Origin of the sequence: Roseinatronobacter alkalisoli (assembly GCF_028745735.1) — a bacterium.
Classification (GTDB): Bacteria; Pseudomonadota; Alphaproteobacteria; order Rhodobacterales; family Rhodobacteraceae; genus Roseinatronobacter; species Roseinatronobacter alkalisoli.
This window is the reverse complement of sequence record NZ_JAQZSM010000003.1, coordinates 98810-117197: the sequence shown is the minus strand read 5'-3', so window position 1 is coordinate 117197 and position 18388 is coordinate 98810. Positions and strand designations below refer to the sequence as shown.

Here is an 18388-nt window from a genome sequence, read left to right as displayed (position 1 = left end):
CAAATTATCTTAATTTCGCTTTTCACTACACAAACGAAAGATTATTGTCCGGCCAGATTGTCGGCAATCGGCCTGTGTCGCGCAAAAGGGGGACCGCATGAAAGATATCCTGCAACAGCTTGAAGGCAACCGTGCGTTGGCCCGGCTTGGTGGTGGGCAGCGCCGGATTGACACGCAGCACGCCAAGGGCAAACTGACCGCGCGCGAACGCATTGAGTTGTTGCTGGATGAAGGCAGCTTTGAGGAATTCGACATGTTCGTCGCCCATCGCTGCACCGATTTCGGCATGCAGAATGACCGCCCCGCGGGTGACGGTGTTGTCACCGGCTGGGGCACCATCAACGGGCGTCAGGTCTATGTGTTCAGTCAGGATTTCACTGTCTTTGGTGGGTCGCTTTCTGAAACCCATGCGCAGAAAATCTGCAAGATCATGGATATGGCCATCCAGAACGGTGCCCCCGTCATTGGCCTGAACGATTCCGGCGGCGCGCGCATTCAGGAAGGTGTTGCCAGCCTTGCCGGCTATGCCGAGGTGTTCCAGCGCAATATCATGGCATCCGGCGTGGTGCCGCAGATCAGCGTTATCATGGGACCATGCGCGGGCGGGGCCGTCTATAGCCCGGCCATGACTGACTTCATTTTCATGGTCAAGGATACCAGCTATATGTTCGTGACCGGTCCCGATGTGGTCAAGACCGTGACGAATGAAATTGTCACCGCCGAAGAGCTGGGCGGGGCCAGCACGCATACGCGCAAGTCATCTGTGGCCGATGGTGCCTTTGAAAATGATGTCGAAGCACTGATCGAAGTGCGCCGCCTTGTCGATTTCCTGCCAAAAAACAATCGCGAAAAGCCGCCCGTGCGCCCGTTCTTTGACGATCCCGCACGGCTGGAACATAGTCTGGACACGCTGATTCCCGACAATGCCAATACCCCCTATGACATGAAGGAGTTGATCCGGAAGGTCGCGGATGAAGGGGATTTCTTTGAAATTCAGGCGGATTTCGCCAAGAATATCCTGACCGGATTCATTCGCCTTGAAGGGCGCAGTGTGGGGGTTGTGGCCAACCAGCCGATGGTGCTTGCGGGCTGTCTGGATATCGATTCCAGCCGCAAGGCCGCGCGTTTCGTGCGCTTTTGCGATGCGTTCGAAATTCCGATCCTGACCTTTGTGGACGTGCCCGGCTTCTTGCCCGGCACTGGTCAGGAATATGGCGGCATCATCAAGCATGGGGCGAAACTGCTGTTCGCCTATGGCGAAGCGACCGTGCCGAAAGTGACAGTGATTACCCGCAAGGCCTATGGCGGGGCCTATGATGTGATGGCGTCAAAACACCTGCGGGGGGATTTCAATTATGCATGGCCTACAGCGGAAATCGCCGTGATGGGGGCCAAGGGCGCGGTTGAAATTCTGTATCGGTCCGAACTGGGCGATGCTGAAAAAATTGCCGAACGCACCAGGGATTACGAAACCCGATTCGCCAATCCTTTCGTTGCGGCGGAAAAAGGGTTCATTGACGAAGTGATCATGCCACATTCGACACGCAGACGGGTGGCGCGCGCATTCGCGGGATTGCGCAACAAGAAGCGCGAAAACCCGTGGAAAAAGCACGATAATATTCCGCTGTAAGGGGGTATGGTGGGCGCGCGCAGTATCATATTGGGGGCCGCATTCGCACTGGCCGTGCCGTATCAGGCCATGGGGCAGGGTGGCCCGCTGCTGATGCCATCGGGCGAAATGGCCTATCCGCTGGATGAAATATACGACGAAGATCAGTCCATGATCCGCCTGCGCTATGTGGTCCCGAAGCTTGCTGAACCTGCCAGCCTTTATGCTGCTGACGCGCTGCGTGTTTTCGAAGATATGCTTTGGTTATGCAGCACGCAGTTGCGCAGCCTCGCTGATATAGGTGAATTTCCACAGGATCAGGGCTGGCAGGGTGCAATCATCACGATGCTGGAACATGAAATCCCCTTTGGTACGCGCGACGCCGATGTGGTGCAGTTTTTCGAAGGTTTCCTGTTCGGCATGGACGGGTGTGAAATGGAAGATGATGTTTACCATGACTAAGAACGGCATGACGCCGCATTATGGTGCAGAACCGCCACATCCGCGCGGGCATGTGGAATTCCAATGGTCAGGATTCCACGGGCAGGATATCATGCGCGTGCATGTCTTCTGGCATGCATCCCGAACCACACCGGCGCGAAAAAACAAAATAAAGCGTCAGGTTTTCATGAGCAGGAGAAATTCATGTCTAAAGTTGTACTTCTTGCCACTGTGTCGGCAGTCCTTGTGCTTGGCGCTTGCGCAAAACACCACCGTCCGGCCCCGATGGAGCCCGTTGCAGCCCCCATCTATGTCGAGCCTGTTTCGAGCAAATCGAAATACTAAGGACCGCGCGGGGCGGGCGTATCTGCCTGCCCCATCGCCCCGGTCCGGGGGCATGTCGCACCGGCTCAGGATGAAAACCCATGTTTTCCGCCTGACGCCATTCACGCAAAACCTGTGGTCAAGTTCCTGTGCATGCGCTACTCTGGCGCATAAGCGCAGGGGATGTTCCTGCGTGGCCGGTATGCCAGATGCACATGCGTTTGCGCGTACTTCTGCGGACAGTGACAACAGGAGATATGCATGTCCAAGTTTACCATCCTTGCCGTTTTTGGTGCAGTCCTCGCATTGGGGGCCTGCGCGAAACATAAGCCCGCGCCAGAGCCGGTCCCTGCACCGATCATGGTCGAGCCGGTTTCGACCAAAGGCAAGTAAGCCAATAGCCGGGCAGGCGCTGCCCGCGCCTGCCTGTGCCGTTATATGTGGCACGGGCCTTCAACCATTCGGGGGACGGCCATGCTGAAGCATCGCGGCTTTCCTGGGCGTTTGCCCAGCACAGATTTCCAGTTCACAATCCGGCGTGCCAACCCCAAAGGGGTAACACCGCTGACTGCGCGCAAACGGTTTGCCGACCGGCGCGCGCCTGACCGGCGCGCGGATGAGGCATTTCTTGGCGCATTGATTGCCCATTTCGGCGAAGAACCATTTGAACGCGGCAACCTGGATGCAGGGCGCCTGTCATGGCTGTTCGGACGCGAAGTCGTCCCGGCAGATGCCGATTTCGATCCCGCAAGCTATGATGCGCTGTTGCGCGTGGATATGCGCGTCGCGCAAGCCAGCTTTCCGCAGCTTTTCGACGGATCGTCCGAATTTGCCTTTGACACATGGGAAGAGTGATGCCGCAAGGTGCCGCGCCTTCATTGACCTGACCCCCGCGCCCTTGATGCGCATACCTGCAAGGAGTCCGCATGTTCCGCAAGATCCTGATTGCCAATCGTGGTGAAATTGCCTGCCGCGTCATCAAGACCGCCCGCAAGATGGGAATTGCGACAGTGGCGGTCTATTCCGATGCGGACCGCAACGCGCTGCATGTGCGCATGGCAGATGAGGCGGTGAATATCGGTCCTGCGCCCGCGAACCAATCCTATATTGTCATCGACAGGATCATGGATGCCATTCGCCAGACGGGTGCGGAAGCCGTGCATCCGGGCTATGGGTTCCTGTCCGAAAACATGAAATTCGCCGAAGCGCTGGCCCGCGAAGGGGTTGCCTTTATCGGCCCGCCCGTCAACGCGATTGAGGCGATGGGCGACAAGATCACATCGAAGAAATTGGCGGCAGAAGCCGGCGTCAGCACCGTGCCCGGTTACATGGGGCTGATTGCAGATGCCGAAGATGCCGTGAAAATCAGCAATGAAATCGGCTATCCGGTCATGATCAAGGCCAGCGCGGGCGGCGGCGGCAAGGGCATGCGCATCGCCTGGAATGACACCGAGGCCCGCGAAGGATTCCAGTCATCGAAGAATGAAGCCGCCGCCAGTTTCGGGGATGACCGTATCTTCATCGAAAAATTCATCACCCAACCCCGCCATATCGAAATTCAGGTTCTGGCCGACAGCCATGGCAATTGCGTCTATCTGCATGAACGCGAATGCTCCATCCAGCGCCGCAATCAGAAAGTGATCGAAGAAGCGCCATCACCCTTTCTGGATGAAACCACCCGCCGCGCGATGGGCGAACAGGCTTGTGCGTTGGCCCAGACCGTGGGCTATACATCCGCAGGCACAGTGGAATTCATTGTCGACGGTGCGCGGAATTTCTATTTCCTTGAAATGAACACCCGTCTGCAGGTGGAACATCCGGTCACTGAACTGATTACCGGTGTCGATCTGGTCGAACAGATGATCCGCGTGGCCGCTGGTGAAAAGTTGCCCTTCGCGCAGTCTGACCTGAAAATCAATGGCTGGGCAATTGAATCGCGCCTTTATGCAGAAGACCCTTATCGCAACTTCCTGCCCTCGATCGGGCGGCTGACACGCTATCGCCCGCCCGCGGAAATCGTCGAATCAGAACGCGCCATCCGCAATGATACCGGCGTGTTTGAAGGGGGCGAAATCAGCATGTATTACGACCCGATGATTGCCAAACTCTGCACATGGGCGCCCACGCGCACGCAGGCAATTGACGAAATGCGCCTGGCGCTGGATGAATTCGAACTGGAAGGGATCGGCCATAACCTGCCATTCCTGTCGGCAGTGATGGACCATCTGCGCTTCATCTCCGGTGAAATCACCACGGCCTTCATCGCCGAGGAATACCCTGACGGGTTCGAAGGCACGACGCTCCCGCGCGATCTTCTTCACCGCGTGGCCGCCAGTGCTTGCGCCATGAACCGGGTGGCCGAAATCCGGCGCGCGCGCATTTCGGGGCGCATGGACAACCATGAACGCGTGGTCGGCACCGACTGGGTCATCAACATTCAGGGCGAAAGCCTGCAGGCCAGTATTAATGCTGACCGCGAAGGCGCGACTGTCACGCTGGAAGGGCAGGACTACAGAATCACATCTGACTGGCTGCCGGGCCAGCCACTGGCACGGCTTGACGTGAACGGAACACCGCTGGTTATGAAAACCGGCAAAATTCCGGGTGGCTTCCGGCTGCGCCTGCGCGGCGCGGATCTGAAAGCGCATGTGCTGTCGCCACGTCAGGCGGAGCTGGCACAGCTCATGCCCGAAAAACTGCCCCCCGACACATCGAAACTGCTGCTCTGCCCAATGCCGGGCATGGTTGTGTCCATTTCCGTCGAAGAAGGGCAGGAAGTCTATGAGGGCCAGACCCTTGCCACTGTCGAAGCCATGAAAATGGAAAACATCCTGCGCGCCGAACGCAAGGGTGTCGTGGCGCGCATCAGTGTTCAGGCGGGTGCCCCGCTGGCCGTCGATGATGTGATAATGGAGTTTGAATGATGCAGAAACGCACGCCCCTTCGCCTGTTTCTGGTCTATTTTGCCAGCTTCATCGCCGCGATGGTTCTGGCCTGGCTGATCCTGACCCGCGTGGCTGAAGGCGTGCGTGACGGCTATCTTGTCTTGCTGCTCTTGCCACCTCTGGGGGGGATGGCGGTGTTTCACGGGGTTTTCCCGCTTCTCAGCCGCATTCGCCTTGGTCTGGAATTCGTGGCCGTGGGTGGCGGCCTTGTCTATGGCACTGGCGCGTTTCTCGCGCTGGCCGTCTGGCTTGGTCTGCTGGACCCCGGTACGGCCCTGATGTTGTGGATCGCGCTGGTCTTTGGCCCCGGCTGGTGGCTTATTTCGCAACGCGCTGAGAAAATTGATTATTTCAAATGATCACAGCGTCATCGTGTCATAAATACTTGCGGGGGAATGTGGCGCAGCCACATGGGGGCGTCAGCCCCCCGAAGCAAAAACCTGGCGCCAGCCTCCGCAAGGTTACACCCGCTCAGCGCCCCGCAGGCAGACGTTCCAGAATCTCTTGTCGGCGTGATGGAAAACGGTCGATCACCGCCATCAGTTCGCGACCCGTGCGCACTGCGGGACGGCGCGCTTTCACTTCGCCATCCTTGTCGATGATCGCCGTCATGAACCCACGTGGGCGCAGCACTTGCCGTAACGGGCTGCGGTCCTGTGGATGGGCGTCGAAAATGACCACTGCATCGCGGGCGGAAAATTCATCGGCGCGTTCGCGCAGCGCATCCAGCTGGCGTTCGAAATTCGGGTCATTCGGTGTCTCGGCCATGACAACGATGATGCGGTTCACCCAGATGAAATCGCGGGCGTCAATCTCGCGCGCGTCCAGAAACATCAGCGTTTCCGGCGCGTCGTCATCCGGGGCTACATCCGCAGCCACGCCAGAAATGTCCGGCCCCGCATCTGGATTGTCGGTTCCGTTCGTGGCGAGGGCCGCAAACGGGAAATGCAACGCGAAAACAAGCGTGAAGATCAGTTTCATAATGCCTCCTGCATGCACTGCATATAGGCGCAATTGTCAGGATAACACCATAGCCTATGCGTTTTTCCATACGCGTGATGACAGAAAGAGCCAGCCATGAGCACCCGGAAGTCCCGTTGGGCCGAAATCGCCGCAAAAGAACTTAAGAACCGCCCGCCCGAAAGCCTGATCTGGAACACGCTTGAAGGGATTCCCGTTCAGCCCCTGTATACTGCGGATGATCTGGACGGGCTGGCGCATCTTGATAGCATCCCCGGCGAGGCGCCCTATACTCGGGGCGTGCGTGCCACCATGTATACCGGTCGCCCCTGGACCATCCGGCAATATGCCGGTTTTTCCACCGCCGAGGAGTCGAATGCGTTCTACCGCAAGGCACTGGCTGCGGGCCAGCAAGGGGTTTCCGTGGCCTTCGATCTGGCCACCCATCGCGGCTATGACAGCGACCACCCGCGTGTGATGGGCGATGTCGGCAAGGCTGGCGTCGCGATTGATTCAGTCGAGGATATGAAAATCCTGTTTGATGGAATTCCGCTGGAAAAAGTCAGCGTTTCCATGACAATGAACGGCGCTGTTATTCCAATTCTGGCCAATTTCATTGTCACTGGCGAAGAACAGGGCGTGGACCGCAAGCTGCTGTCAGGCACCATCCAGAATGATATTCTGAAGGAATTCATGGTGCGCAACACCTATGTCTATCCGCCTGAACCCAGCATGCGCATCATTGCCGACATCATCGAATATACCAGTGCGGAAATGCCCAAATTCAACAGCATTTCCATTTCCGGCTATCACATGCAGGAAGCGGGCGCCAATCTGGTGCAGGAACTGGGCTTCACGCTTGCCGATGGGCGCGAATATGTGCGCGCCGCGATCCATCGGGGTATGGATGTTGATCATTTTGCCGGGCGGTTGTCGTTCTTCTTTGCCATTGGCACAAATTTCTTCATGGAAATCGCCAAACTGCGCGCCGCGCGGCTGCTATGGTCGCGGGTGATGGCGGAATTCAACCCCAAAGACCCGAAATCCAGCATGCTGCGCACGCATTGTCAGACATCGGGCGTGTCCTTGCAGGAACAGGATCCCTATAACAACGTCATCCGCACCGCCTATGAAGCCATGAGTGCGGTTCTGGGTGGCACGCAATCGCTGCACACCAATGCGCTGGACGAAGCGATTGCACTGCCAACGGAATTCAGCGCGCGCATCGCCCGCAACACGCAGCTTGTGCTGCAGGAAGAAACCGGCGTGACCAAGGTGGTCGATCCGTTGGCGGGCAGTTACTACATTGAAAAACTGACCCATGATCTGGCGGAATCCGCATGGGCGCTGATGCAGGAGGTCGAGGAAATGGGCGGCATGACCAAGGCCGTGGCCTCTGGCATGCCGAAGCTGCGGATCGAGGAAACCGCCGCGCGCCGTCAGGCGATGATTGACCGGGGCGAGGAAGTGATCGTCGGCGTCAACAAATACCGCAAGGATGTCGAAGATCCGATCGATATTCTGGATATCGACAATGTAAAGGTGCGCGACAGCCAGATTGCACGACTGGAAAAGATACGCGCCACGCGCGATCAGGCCGCTTGTGATGCGGCCCTGAATGAACTGACCCGCCGCGCCAGCGAAGGCGGCAATCTTCTTGAAGCCGCCGTGGACGCTGCGCGCGCCCGCGCCTCTGTCGGGGAAATCAGCATGGCAATGGAAAAAATATTCGGCCGTCACCGCGCCGAAGTCAGAACACTGGCCGGTGTCTATGGTGCAGCCTATGAAGGGGATGACGGGTTTGCCGCCATTCAGGCCGATGTCGACTCCTTCGCCGAAGCCGAAGGGCGCCGCCCGCGCATGCTGGTGGTCAAGATGGGGCAGGACGGGCATGATCGCGGCGCGAAGGTGATCGCCACTGCCTTTGCTGATATCGGCTTTGACGTGGATGTCGGGCCGCTGTTCCAGACCCCGGAAGAAGCAGCCCAGGACGCCATCGACAATGACGTGCATATCATCGGCATTTCAAGCCAGGCGGCCGGGCACAAGACCCTTGCGCCGCAATTGGTCAAGGCGCTGAAGGAAGCCGGTGCGGATGACATTCTGGTCATCTGCGGCGGGGTCATCCCGCAACAGGATTATGATTTCCTGTTTAACGCCGGTGTGAAAGCGATATTCGGCCCCGGCACCAATATTCCTGACGCTGCGAAAAAGATCCTGGATCTGGTGCGCAGCGCGCGCGGTTTTGGCTGATTATTCCGAAACCGGGCATAAAATCGCGGGGCAGGGGGCGCGCACGCCCCCTGCCGCCACTTGTTTCAGGCATTCGCCGCAGGTGCGTTGCGCGCTTCCAGCTGGGCATCCACCGACAGGCGGCCCGCACCGGTGACCGACAGCGCCAGATAGCCGCCAGCCAGCGCAATGTTTTTCAGCAATTGTGTCGTCTGCATCTGATCCGCCAGATCGAAATGATACAGCAGCCCGGACACCACACAGAACGCCGCCAGCGCATAGGCCGCAATCCGTGTCATGAAACCTGCAATCAACGCAGCACCTGCGATGATTTCAAACAGCACAGCAGGCCATGCAAGCGCTGCGGGCAGCCCGCCCATTGCCATATACTGGCCGAAACCGGCAACATCGCCCAGCTTGCCAAGGCCGGATACAAGAAACAGCACGCCAAGCAGGACGCGCGCAACAAGCAGAATGGTAGAATGTGTCATGGTGAACCTCTGATCGGGACAAGTTATAGCCGCCGCATATAGCGGGTTCTGACAGTGGCGGTATTCGCTGATACTCCACATGCCTTGTGCGAAACTACACAGGCACCCCTTCGGGATTGCGTTCGATCAAGGCAGTGTTACACACCACCGGCTAAGGTGCTGGCCAGATCATCCCGCCTGATTGTCCGGCTGCAAAGGGCGGGGGCCATGGCCGTGACGTGAACAAAAGGACCGGACCGATGCGCATTATCGTTTTCAACGCAGGCAGTTCATCGCTGAAATTCGGGGTTTTCGACCTTGATGCCGCCATGACGCTAAATCAGGCGCAACAGCTGTACAAAGGCAGTTTCGACAGGTTCGGCCCCGATGGCTGTGATTTCCGGCACGGCGCGCACACTGAACGTGCCCCCCATCGCAGCCTTAGCGACGCCACACGCGCCGTGCCTGCGCTGCTGCAACAGGCCGGGATCAGCGGGATTGATGCAGTCGGTCACCGCATCGCGCATGGTGGCGCGCGTTTCGATGCAGCTACCTTGCTGGATGACACCACGCTTGCGCAGATCGCGGCGCTGACGCCGCTGGCCCCATTGCACAACCCTGCCAATCTGGAAGCGGTTGATGTGGCGCGGCAGGTCTGGCCGGATCTGCCGCAATGGGCGGTTTTCGATACGGCCTTTCACCTGTCGAACCCGGCGCGTGCCAGCACATATGCCGTGCCAAAGGCGTGGCGCGACACGGGCCTGCGCCGGTTCGGGTTTCATGGCACATCGCATAAATATGTGGCGCAGCGCGCGGCAGAGGTGCTGGGCCACCCCTTGCGTGACCTACGGCTGATCAGCCTGCATCTGGGCAACGGGGCCAGTGCCTGCGCAATTGCGGGCGGTGTCAGTATTGACAGTTCCATGGGGATGACACCCATGGAAGGGCTGGTCATGGGCACCCGTTCCGGCGATGTGGATCCGGGCCTGTTCGGGTATCTTCAGCGCGAAATGGGGCTGGATATCGCGGAAATCGAAGATGGGCTGAACCGCCATAGCGGCTTGCTGGGTCTGACCGGTTCATCGGATATGCGCGATGTCGAAGCGCGCGCGGCACAGGGTGATAGCGATGCGCAGCTTGCGATCCATATCTATGCCTATCGCGCGCGGAAATATATCGGTGCCTATGCTGCGGCCATGGGCGGGCTGGATGCGCTGGTCTTTACCGGCGGCATTGGCGAGAATTCACCCTCCATGCGCAGGCGCATCTGTGATGGTCTGGGGTTCATGGGGCTGTTGCTGGACCATGACCGCAACATGGCTGTGGAGCTGACCGCGCGCGCTGCGCCCCAGATTCAGGCCTATGGTGCCAGGGTCAATGTGCTGGTGACCGAAACCGCCGAGCAGCTTATGATCGCGCGTGACGTTGCCGTGGCGATGGCGCGCCCGTCCTGCCAAAGCACGCGCATTCCGGTGGCTGTGTCCGCGCGGCATGTGCATCTGTGCCGCAAGGCCGTGGATGCGCTGTTCGGTCCCAGTTATGAACTGACACCGGATAAACCGCTGCGCCAGCAGGGGCATTGGGCGGCGCGGGAACGGGTAAACCTGCATGGCCCGAAGGGGGACATTGCCAATGTTGCCATCCTTGGCCCATTGCGCGACCGGACCCAGATCGAAGTGTCGCGCACCGACAGTTTTGCCCTGGGCCTTGACGCCCCGGTGCGCCAGAGCGGCAATCTGGACGGCACCCCCATTATCCGGCTTTCCGGGCCAGCGGGGGAATTTGACAGCGACGGGCTGATCATTGCCGCGCGCCATATTCACATGTCCGCACAGGATGCCGCGCGTATGAAGCTGCGCAATGGCGATATGGCTGATGTGACACTGGATGCAACAGGGCGGGACCTGACATTTACCCGCGTGCTGGTACGTGTGACTGACAATGCCTTCACCGAAATGCATATCGACACGGATGAGGCCAACGCCGCCGGCATTCGTGGCGAAGGTGACGGGCATATCTGCGCAGCGGCAAGCATGATGCCCACACGCGATGAATAGCCACGCCTTGCCCACAGGCACCCGGAATCATGTCGATCGCGACAGAATACGCCCCTGCGGAACGCGGAAAACCGGCTCCTGTTTTATCCTGCACATGGTCTGTACTGTAGTGTAGGTACGCCAGCGCTGGTTGAATCCGGCCTGAAGCGGTGCCTGTGGGCCGTCACAAACTTCGCGCCAGCGGTGGGCCGGGGTTTGCCGGTCCGGTGTGGGGCGCGGGTCCATTTTGTCCAAGCAGCATAACGCCGACATCACAGGCTTGGCCCTACATCAGCGAAATCGGCAGGCCGCGGGACAGCCGGACCTATGGCGTGGCGGGCTGCGCCCTTGGTCAACGCGTTTTTGAGAGTTCCCGATATCCGTTTCAACCTGATCAGACCATGCTTTAGCTCTCCTCCTCTTCATCAATGGGTTTCAATGGCAGGGTGCCTGCATCGACCATCATGCGCAGGGACGCCATGATACGGACCATGGTTTCGTTTTTCTGTTTCGCGCCCGGGGGGGGCAGGGCGGCTGCATCTTCGCGCAGCGTATCTGCAATGCGTCTGGACATATTCGTCAGCAGGAACTCAATGGTTGCCTGATCTTCTTCGGCATTCGCGGCAATAATGAACATCATATCGTCGGGCGGAATTTCACGCATAAGGGTGGGCACATCGCGTGTGTCGATCCTGGCGGGAATATCCTGGAAGGTGAAAATCGATTTTCGCACCCCGGTTGCGAAGCCCCGGTCCACGCTTTCCAGCCCGGCAAGAAGCCTGTCGCGCAAATCGGATGATGTTGAATTCAGAATCTCGCCCACGCGTCTGGTAGAGGGTTTGGCAAAGGCGCGCACGGGCTTGTCACTGACTTGCTGCGCCAGCGCGGCCCCGATCCGCGCCACTGTATCCGGGTCTATGTCATCGGTTTCTGCCACTGACATGGCCAATGCCTGTGCCAGATCAGCGGGCATTCTGGCGAGCAGACCTGCCGCCTTATCGATGCTGAGTTTCGACAGCAGGACCGCGCCGACCACCGTGCTTTCTGCTTCCAGCAAGGACATGAGTTCTTCATCCGGTGCGGTTTCCAGATCACCCCATGAATCACGCCCGAATTCGCCCCGCGCCAGCATCCGCAATTGCTGGGTTGCCACGGCGTCCAGCCGCCCGTCCAGCAATGACAATGCACCATCCAGCCCGTCGGGAAAGGACAGGCCGACCTGTTCCAGCATGTCAATATACTCCGATACAACCGCATTCATGGTGTTCCGGTCCACCAGCCGCATTTCACCCATTGTGCGGGTCAGGTCAGTCTGCATCTGTGCGGGAAGCCCGGAAAGCGGCATGTCCACGCCTTCCGCCACCAGAACCCGCACAATGATTGCGGCCTTTTGCAGCCCGTTCAGGTGGTCGGTACTGCATGGCGGCGGGGCAGGGGTGTCATCTGATTCGTCAAAAGGGGACATGCCCATGCCGCCCATTCCCGCCGAAAACGGCATCATTGCGGAGTCAGTCATGGACTGGGCATTCCTTCACTTCCTGTCTGGAAACGATCCGGCGGGGCAACATGTCATCTCCTGAACTGGTGACTCGGATGCAGGATCGCGCAAAAGCGTCAATAAACTGTTGACGCACCGGAATAATTCTTCGGACCACCCCAGGAAAAAGGCCCCCGTTCCAGTGAAACGGGGGCCTTAATGCCATGCAACACGGTCAACCGGTCACTGGTTCAACACATGTCGCACTGTCTGCATCCCAAACCTGACCGGCGGTACAGCCGGATGCAGTTGTTTCATGCTTCATTCCCGAACACATTGCCGATGCGACAGCAGGTGCCAATGCAAAAGCCACCGCGGCAAGCGCCAGTTTCAGTTTCATTTCATCACCTCCATGCTGGAAGTCATGATCATAGCATGATTCTTGCGAAAATGACCCCGGATTTAAAACTATGCGCCAAAAACCCGCGTAAAGATGGTGTCCACATGTTTGGTATGATATTCGAGGTCGAATTTCGCGCGGATATCTTCTTCAGGCAAGGCGGCGCGCACTTCCGCATCTGCCAGCAGTTCTTCCAGGAAATCGCGGCCTTGTTCCCAGACTTTCATGGCGTTGCGCTGCACCAGCATATAGGCATTTTCGCGGCTGACACCGGCCTGTGTCAGGGCCAGAAGAACGCGCTGCGAATGGATCAACCCACGGAATTTGTTCATGTTCGTGATCATGTTGTCGGGGTAAACGACCAGCTTGTCGATTACGCCAGTCAGGCGCGCAAGGGCGAAATCCAGCGTCACGGTCGCATCCGGGCCGATCATGCGTTCAACGGATGAATGTGAAATATCACGTTCATGCCAGAGCGCCACGTTCTCCATGGCAGGGATGACAGCCATGCGCACCAGCCGCGCCAGCCCGGTCAGGTTTTCCGTCAGAACTGGATTGCGCTTATGCGGCATCGCGCTGGAGCCTTTCTGACCCTTGCTGAAAAATTCTTCTGCTTCCAGAACTTCGGTGCGCTGCATGTGGCGGATTTCAATGGCGATATTCTCAACACTGCTGGCAATGACGCCCAGCGTCGCAAAGAACATTGCGTGCCGGTCACGCGGGATGACCTGTGTGCTGATGGGTTCCGGAATCAGACCCAGTTGCAAGCAGACATGTTCCTCAACGCGCGGGTCAATATTGGCGAATGTGCCGACGGCCCCGGAAATCGCGCCAGTGGCCACCTCTGCGCGGGCGGCTTCCAGCCGGTCACGGTTACGCTTCATCTCAGCATAGAAGCGCGCAAGCGTCAGGCCCATGGTGGTGGGTTCGGCATGAATGCCATGGCTGCGGCCCATGCGAATGGTGAATTTATGTTCCATCGCGCGGCGTTTCAGTGCATCCAGCAGCGCATCCATATCCGCCAGCAGCAGATCAGCGGCGCGCACAAGCTGCAGGTTGAACGTGGTGTCCAGTACGTCGGAACTGGTCATGCCCTGATGCACGAAGCGCGCTTCGTCATTGCCGATGATTTCCGCCAGATGGGTCAGAAAGGCAATGACGTCATGTTTGGTCACGGCCTCGATCTCATCGATGCGGGCGACATCGAACTCCGTGTCTTTCGCTTTCCAGACTGCGGCTGCGCTTGCGGCCGGGATGACACCAAGTTCTGCCTGCGCATCGCAGGCATGCGCCTCGATTTCATACCAGATTCTGAATTTTGTTTCCGGCGACCATATGGCAACCATTTCTGGGCGGGAATAACGCGGGATCATCAGCAGGCCTCTTGCGGTTGTTTGGCTGCGTCATAACGACTGGGGGGGCTGGCCGCAAGTTCACGCATTAGCTGGCATTAATTTAACATAATATTGCTTATGGGGTTGCAACATTGCATGCGCCGGGGTCTTAAGCGGATGTTAGGATATATATTGTAAACAAGGTATCTGTGCTGATGAAGTGAAAGGATGTAGACAAATACCGCTTATGGGCGGCCTGTTACCTGTTGCCGGGTGTGCTGTTCGACACTCAGAGGGCACTTCCCGGTCTGGATTGGTCGCAGTTTTTATGTGTGCTGCATATGTCGGCACCCGACACCGGAGGAGTTAAGTCAGACTGCGGGATGGCAGACCTGTGGCGTCGGCCTGTTTCGCCCTTGGTCCGCGCGTGGGGAATTCGCAACGATGCTGTCTCATGTTCTCGCGGCGGGTCTGATCGGGATGGTCTGTTTCACCGGGCGGCAGGTTTGGCGATGGCATTGATCCCGACACATCATGCGTAAAGGCCCTGCCCCTGATCCTCGCTGACCTGCCCGCTTCGTGGTACCGTTATAATATTCAAATCTTGCAATGTTTTATGCATTGACCTATATCGCAGTTCCAATGCCGGAGCCCATGGTTTTGGCTGGTTTCATCAGATTGACAGGCCGTGCCGCATGCTTCGCAGAATTTTTCCGTTCCTGACATGGTCCCGCCACTATACCCGCGCCGATCTGAGCAATGATCTGATTGCCGCTGCCGTTGTGACCATCATGCTTATTCCGCAAGGAATGGCCTATGCCATGCTGGCTGGTTTGCCGCCGCAGGCCGGACTTTACGGGGCTATGCTGCCCTTGTTGCTCTATGCCGCATTCGGCACCTCCCGCGCGCTGGCCGTGGGTCCGGTGGCGGTTGTGGCGCTGATGACGGCCGCCGCCGCAGGTGCTGTCGCGCAAACCGGAACCGAAGGATACCACCTTGCCGCGCTGTGGCTGGCGCTTCTGTCGGGTGGCATGATGCTGGCGCTTGGGCTTTTCAGGCTTGGTTTCGTTGCAAATTTCCTTAGTCATCCGGTCATTTCAGGTTTCATCACCGCCGCAGGAATACTGATCGCGGCCAGCCAGTTGCGCCATATTCTGGGGGCGGATGTTTCGGGCAAGACACTGCCCCATCTGGTGCCATCCCTGCTGAGCAATCTTGGCCAGACATCCATACCGACAGTTGTGCTGTCTGCCGTGGTCCTTGGTTTTCTGTTCTGGTCGCGCGCGGGTCTGGCGCGCCTGCTTCAGGGGCTGGGGTTTTCTGCACCGTTGGCAAAACTTCTGGGAAAAACCGCGCTTCTGGTGGCGGTGGTCACCTCTACATTTGTGGTCTGGATATTCGGGCTGGACAGCAGGGGTGTTGCGGTCCTTGGGGATGTGCCGCGCGGATTGCCCGCATTCGGCCTGCCTGCGTTTGACGCGGGCCTTATACAAATGCTGTTGGCCCCTGCGGCGATGATCGCGATTGTGGGATATGTGGAAAGCATATCCATTGCCCAGACGCTTGCCGCAAAAAAGCGCCAGTCAGTTGACCCTGACCGCGAACTGGTCGCGCTGGGTCTGGCCAATCTTGGCGCTGGCGTCAGCAATGCCATGCCGGTGACCGGCGGTTTGTCGCGGTCCATCGTGAACTATGACGCGGGCGCCGCAACACCGGCTGCGGGGGCGATGACGGCCATTTCCATCGCCATGGCGCTGATGGTTCTGACGCCCTTCATGTATTTCCTGCCGCGCGCCACGCTGGCTGCCATCATCATTGTGGCAGTGCTGTCGCTGCTGGATTTCCGCGCCTTGCCGCGCATATGGGCCTATTCCAGGGCAGACGGGGCTGCGATGGCGGCGACCATGCTGTTTACCGTGTTGCTGGGGGTGGAACAGGGCCTGATCGCGGGTGTCGGGCTGTCGCTGGCGCTGTTTCTGTATCGCACATCACGCCCGCATATGGCTGTTCTGGGCCAGGTGCCGGGGACCGAGCATTTCCGCAATATTGACCGCCATGATGTGGTGACCGATCCGCAGGTGTTTTCAATCAGGGTGGATGAATCGCTGTATTTCCCAAATGCCCGCGCGCTGGAGGACCGAGTCGTACAGGCCCTGTCCGACCGCCCTGCCCTGCGCCATGTGGTTTTGCAATGCGCGGCGGTGAATTATATCGACGCCTCGGCGCTGGAAAGTCTGGAATCCGTCAATGAACGGTTGCACACCGCAGGCGTGCAGTTCCACCTGTCAGAGGTTAAAGGCCCCGTCATGGACCGGTTGGCGCGCAGTAATTTCCTGCGGGAACTGACCGGGCAGATATTCCTGACCCAGTTTGACGCCATGATCGCCCTTGCCCCCGGTCTGACCAGCGCCTGCCGCAACCGGGACCGGTGCGAAACCCGCCGCGCATCCGGGCACTGAGTCGGGCACCCCCCTGCTATCCGGCGCAATTTATGTCCCCCGCGTGAGCTGGCGTGATCTGCGGCGGCTGGTTATCAGCGGTTTCCCGCACGGTTCCCTGAGGGGCAAAAGTCAAATCCCCCCAAGGGCAATAACTTGCCGATATCTATACCTGATTTGGCAAAATCGCGCTTACCCACCGGTGTGGGAATTCGGGACCGCTTGTGTCCATCCACCTGTTGCGCGCATCTTCCGCCCGGATGCGGGATGGTCCCGTATCGTCACTAACGGAGAATAAAGATGCTCAAGAAAACCATGACCTCGATTGCCGCGCTTGCATTCATGACCGGTATGGCTGTTGCACAGACCACGGATATCGCTTGGACGCTGGATGACTTTCTGATGGCCTTCCCGGATGCGACCCAGGAACTGTTCGATGAAATCGACATGAATGATGATGGCATCATCGACAGCTTTGAATATGACGCGGCTGTCGAAGCTGGCTTGATTGACCCGATTGGCGGCGTCGAAACCACGCCGGAAGCTGCACCGATCGACGGGTAACTGACCTGCGTTACCGATGCGCGGGCGGCAATCATATGCTGCAACACATGATCGCCAGTTTGCCCCGCAGATGCATCCATCAAGGCACCGCTGTAATGACTACAGCGGTGCCTAATATTTCAAATCACCGCCGATGAGTCGAGCATGATTGTGAAAACAGGAAAACGGCGCCCGTGGGGCGCCGTTTTTATGCAACAGTGAAGAAGCAATCAGCCTTGAAGTTTTGCAACTTCGGCGGCGAAATCTTCTTCTTTCTTTTCAATGCCTTCGCCAACTTCCATCCGGATGAAGGCAAGAACTTCAACGCCTGCATCGCTGGCGACTTCGGCAACGGTCTTGTCCGGGTCCATGACGAATTTCTGTCCCAGAAGCGTAACTTCTTCAAAGAACTTCTTCATGCGGCCTTCGATCATCTTTTCGATCACGGCTTCAGGTTTGCCGGATTCGCGCGCCTGTTCGGTCAGGACCGATTTTTCACGCTCGATCAATGCAGGGTCCAGATCCGCCTGTGACAGCGAGGCGGGGTTGGTCGCTGCAATATGCATCGCGATCTGCTTGCCGATGCCACTGTCGGTGCCTTTCAGCGCGACCAGAACACCGATCTTGCCCATGCCTTCGGTGGCGGCGTTGTGGACATAAGCCGCAACGGAATCGCCTTCGACTGTGGCCATGCGGCGCAGGGTCATGTTCTCGCCGATTTTTGCGATTGCATCGGTCAGCACGGTCGAAACCGGGCTGCCGTTCAGCTGTGCTGCATTCAGCGCATCCACGTCCGATACACCCAGCGCAACATTGGTGATGCTGGCAACCATGCTTTGGAATTCGGCGTTCTTGGCGACAAAATCGGTTTCAGAGTTGATTTCGACGGCCACACCCTTGGTGCCGTCAACAGCAACACCGACCAGCCCTTCGGCAGCCACGCGCCCGGATTTCTTGGCAGCTTTTGCCAGTCCTTTGGTGCGCAGCCAGTCCTGGGCCGCTTCCATGTCGCCATTGTTTTCGGTCAGCGCTTTTTTCGCATCCATCATGCCTGCGCCCGTTGTCTCGCGCAGTTCTTTCACCATTGCAGCGGTGATGGTCATTGCTCTTACTCCTGCAAATGAAGGAAACAGAGGCGTTCAATCACGCCCCTGTCACAATTTCATGTCAAATAGTGCG

At 58.3% G+C, this 18388-nt stretch carries 16 protein-coding genes; 11 read left to right on the top strand and 5 right to left on the bottom strand.

Going from position 1 to position 18388, the window contains the following annotated elements:
• Positions 1 to 97 precede the first annotated feature (97 nt).
• The 7 genes from PUT78_RS04760 (at position 98) to PUT78_RS04730 (ending at position 5678) form a co-directional block, all read left to right on the top strand.
• Positions 98 to 1630, top strand: a complete 1533-nt coding sequence (locus PUT78_RS04760; protein WP_274351024.1) for an acyl-CoA carboxylase subunit beta — start codon at positions 98 to 100, stop codon at positions 1628 to 1630.
• A gap of 6 nt (positions 1631 to 1636) precedes the next feature.
• Entirely contained in the window at positions 1637 to 2071 is a 435-nt protein-coding gene (locus PUT78_RS04755) for a DUF6497 family protein (RefSeq protein WP_274351023.1), read from the top strand.
• A 183-nt stretch (positions 2072 to 2254) separates the two neighbouring features.
• A complete protein-coding gene (locus tag PUT78_RS04750; RefSeq protein ID WP_274351022.1) occupies positions 2255 to 2395 on the top strand; it encodes a hypothetical protein in 141 nt (46 codons plus the stop codon).
• Positions 2396 to 2635: 240 nt separating this feature from the next.
• Entirely contained in the window at positions 2636 to 2767 is a 132-nt protein-coding gene (locus PUT78_RS04745; RefSeq protein ID WP_274351021.1) for a hypothetical protein, read from the top strand.
• 81 nt (positions 2768 to 2848) lie between these two features.
• The gene (locus tag PUT78_RS04740; RefSeq protein WP_274351020.1) at positions 2849 to 3229 is read left to right on the top strand and encodes a hypothetical protein; all 381 of its coding nucleotides are present in this window, start codon (positions 2849 to 2851) and stop codon (positions 3227 to 3229) included.
• 71 nt (positions 3230 to 3300) lie between these two features.
• Positions 3301 to 5298 carry an acetyl-CoA carboxylase biotin carboxylase subunit gene (locus PUT78_RS04735; RefSeq protein WP_274351019.1) on the top strand — a complete coding sequence of 666 codons (1998 nt, stop codon included), beginning with the start codon at positions 3301 to 3303 and terminating at the stop codon, positions 5296 to 5298.
• Complete coding sequence (locus PUT78_RS04730) at positions 5295 to 5678, top strand: hypothetical protein (protein WP_274351018.1); 384 nt, start codon at positions 5295 to 5297, stop codon at positions 5676 to 5678. The genes PUT78_RS04735 and PUT78_RS04730 overlap by 4 nt, the downstream gene beginning before the upstream one ends.
• Before the next feature lie 112 nt (positions 5679 to 5790).
• On the opposite strand, the gene PUT78_RS04725 is transcribed toward PUT78_RS04730, so the two are convergent.
• Complete coding sequence (locus PUT78_RS04725; RefSeq protein ID WP_274351017.1) at positions 5791 to 6300, bottom strand: DUF4174 domain-containing protein; 510 nt, start codon at positions 6298 to 6300, stop codon at positions 5791 to 5793.
• A gap of 96 nt (positions 6301 to 6396) precedes the next feature.
• On the opposite strand from PUT78_RS04725, the gene scpA reads away from it, so the two are divergent.
• Positions 6397 to 8532, top strand: a complete 2136-nt coding sequence (scpA, locus tag PUT78_RS04720; protein WP_274351016.1) for a methylmalonyl-CoA mutase — start codon at positions 6397 to 6399, stop codon at positions 8530 to 8532.
• Positions 8533 to 8597: 65 nt separating this feature from the next.
• Here scpA and PUT78_RS04715 read toward each other — a convergent pair whose 3' ends face one another.
• Positions 8598 to 9002, bottom strand: coding sequence for a DoxX family protein (locus tag PUT78_RS04715; protein ID WP_274351015.1), 405 nt, complete (start codon positions 9000 to 9002; stop codon positions 8598 to 8600).
• Positions 9003 to 9241: 239 nt separating this feature from the next.
• Here PUT78_RS04715 and PUT78_RS04710 point away from each other — a divergent pair, with 239 nt between their 5' ends.
• Complete coding sequence (locus tag PUT78_RS04710; RefSeq protein WP_274351014.1) at positions 9242 to 11038, top strand: acetate/propionate family kinase; 1797 nt, start codon at positions 9242 to 9244, stop codon at positions 11036 to 11038.
• A 385-nt stretch (positions 11039 to 11423) separates the two neighbouring features.
• Here the strand turns inward: PUT78_RS04710 and PUT78_RS04705 are convergent, their stop codons facing one another.
• Both PUT78_RS04705 and purB read right to left on the bottom strand, forming a co-directional pair.
• Complete coding sequence (locus tag PUT78_RS04705; RefSeq protein WP_274351013.1) at positions 11424 to 12533, bottom strand: FliG C-terminal domain-containing protein; 1110 nt, start codon at positions 12531 to 12533, stop codon at positions 11424 to 11426.
• Positions 12534 to 12962: 429 nt separating this feature from the next.
• Positions 12963 to 14267, bottom strand: coding sequence for an adenylosuccinate lyase (gene purB, locus PUT78_RS04700; RefSeq protein WP_274351012.1), 1305 nt, complete (start codon positions 14265 to 14267; stop codon positions 12963 to 12965).
• A gap of 656 nt (positions 14268 to 14923) precedes the next feature.
• Between purB and PUT78_RS04695 the strand changes: the two genes are divergently transcribed.
• Both PUT78_RS04695 and PUT78_RS04690 read left to right on the top strand, forming a co-directional pair.
• Positions 14924 to 16687: a SulP family inorganic anion transporter gene (locus PUT78_RS04695; RefSeq protein WP_274351011.1), complete on the top strand. Its 1764-nt coding sequence runs from the start codon at positions 14924 to 14926 to the stop codon at positions 16685 to 16687.
• A 279-nt stretch (positions 16688 to 16966) separates the two neighbouring features.
• On the top strand, positions 16967 to 17230 hold the full coding sequence (locus tag PUT78_RS04690) for a hypothetical protein (protein ID WP_274351010.1): 264 nt from the start codon (positions 16967 to 16969) through the stop codon (positions 17228 to 17230).
• Positions 17231 to 17439: 209 nt separating this feature from the next.
• On the opposite strand, the gene tsf is transcribed toward PUT78_RS04690, so the two are convergent.
• Positions 17440 to 18312, bottom strand: coding sequence for a translation elongation factor Ts (gene tsf, locus PUT78_RS04685; protein WP_274351009.1), 873 nt, complete (start codon positions 18310 to 18312; stop codon positions 17440 to 17442).
• Between the last annotated feature and the right edge of the window lie 76 nt (positions 18313 to 18388).

What these genes read in the sequence shown, in the direction of transcription:
- PUT78_RS04760 (WP_274351024.1), top strand. Translation starts at nt 98, where the DNA reads ATGAAAGATATCCTGCAACAGCTTGAAGGCAACCGTGCGTTGGCCCGG.
- PUT78_RS04755 (WP_274351023.1), top strand. Translation starts at nt 1,637, where the DNA reads ATGGTGGGCGCGCGCAGTATCATATTGGGGGCCGCATTCGCACTGGCC.
- PUT78_RS04750 (WP_274351022.1), top strand. Translation starts at nt 2,255, where the DNA reads ATGTCTAAAGTTGTACTTCTTGCCACTGTGTCGGCAGTCCTTGTGCTT.
- PUT78_RS04745 (WP_274351021.1), top strand. Translation starts at nt 2,636, where the DNA reads ATGTCCAAGTTTACCATCCTTGCCGTTTTTGGTGCAGTCCTCGCATTG.
- PUT78_RS04740 (WP_274351020.1), top strand. Translation starts at nt 2,849, where the DNA reads ATGCTGAAGCATCGCGGCTTTCCTGGGCGTTTGCCCAGCACAGATTTC.
- PUT78_RS04735 (WP_274351019.1), top strand. Translation starts at nt 3,301, where the DNA reads ATGTTCCGCAAGATCCTGATTGCCAATCGTGGTGAAATTGCCTGCCGC.
- PUT78_RS04730 (WP_274351018.1), top strand. Translation starts at nt 5,295, where the DNA reads ATGATGCAGAAACGCACGCCCCTTCGCCTGTTTCTGGTCTATTTTGCC.
- PUT78_RS04725 (WP_274351017.1), bottom strand. Translation starts at nt 6,300, where the DNA reads ATGAAACTGATCTTCACGCTTGTTTTCGCGTTGCATTTCCCGTTTGCG.
- scpA (WP_274351016.1), top strand. Translation starts at nt 6,397, where the DNA reads ATGAGCACCCGGAAGTCCCGTTGGGCCGAAATCGCCGCAAAAGAACTT.
- PUT78_RS04715 (WP_274351015.1), bottom strand. Translation starts at nt 9,002, where the DNA reads ATGACACATTCTACCATTCTGCTTGTTGCGCGCGTCCTGCTTGGCGTG.
- PUT78_RS04710 (WP_274351014.1), top strand. Translation starts at nt 9,242, where the DNA reads ATGCGCATTATCGTTTTCAACGCAGGCAGTTCATCGCTGAAATTCGGG.
- PUT78_RS04705 (WP_274351013.1), bottom strand. Translation starts at nt 12,533, where the DNA reads ATGACTGACTCCGCAATGATGCCGTTTTCGGCGGGAATGGGCGGCATG.
- purB (WP_274351012.1), bottom strand. Translation starts at nt 14,267, where the DNA reads ATGATCCCGCGTTATTCCCGCCCAGAAATGGTTGCCATATGGTCGCCG.
- PUT78_RS04695 (WP_274351011.1), top strand. Translation starts at nt 14,924, where the DNA reads ATGCTTCGCAGAATTTTTCCGTTCCTGACATGGTCCCGCCACTATACC.
- PUT78_RS04690 (WP_274351010.1), top strand. Translation starts at nt 16,967, where the DNA reads ATGCTCAAGAAAACCATGACCTCGATTGCCGCGCTTGCATTCATGACC.
- tsf (WP_274351009.1), bottom strand. Translation starts at nt 18,312, where the DNA reads ATGACCATCACCGCTGCAATGGTGAAAGAACTGCGCGAGACAACGGGC.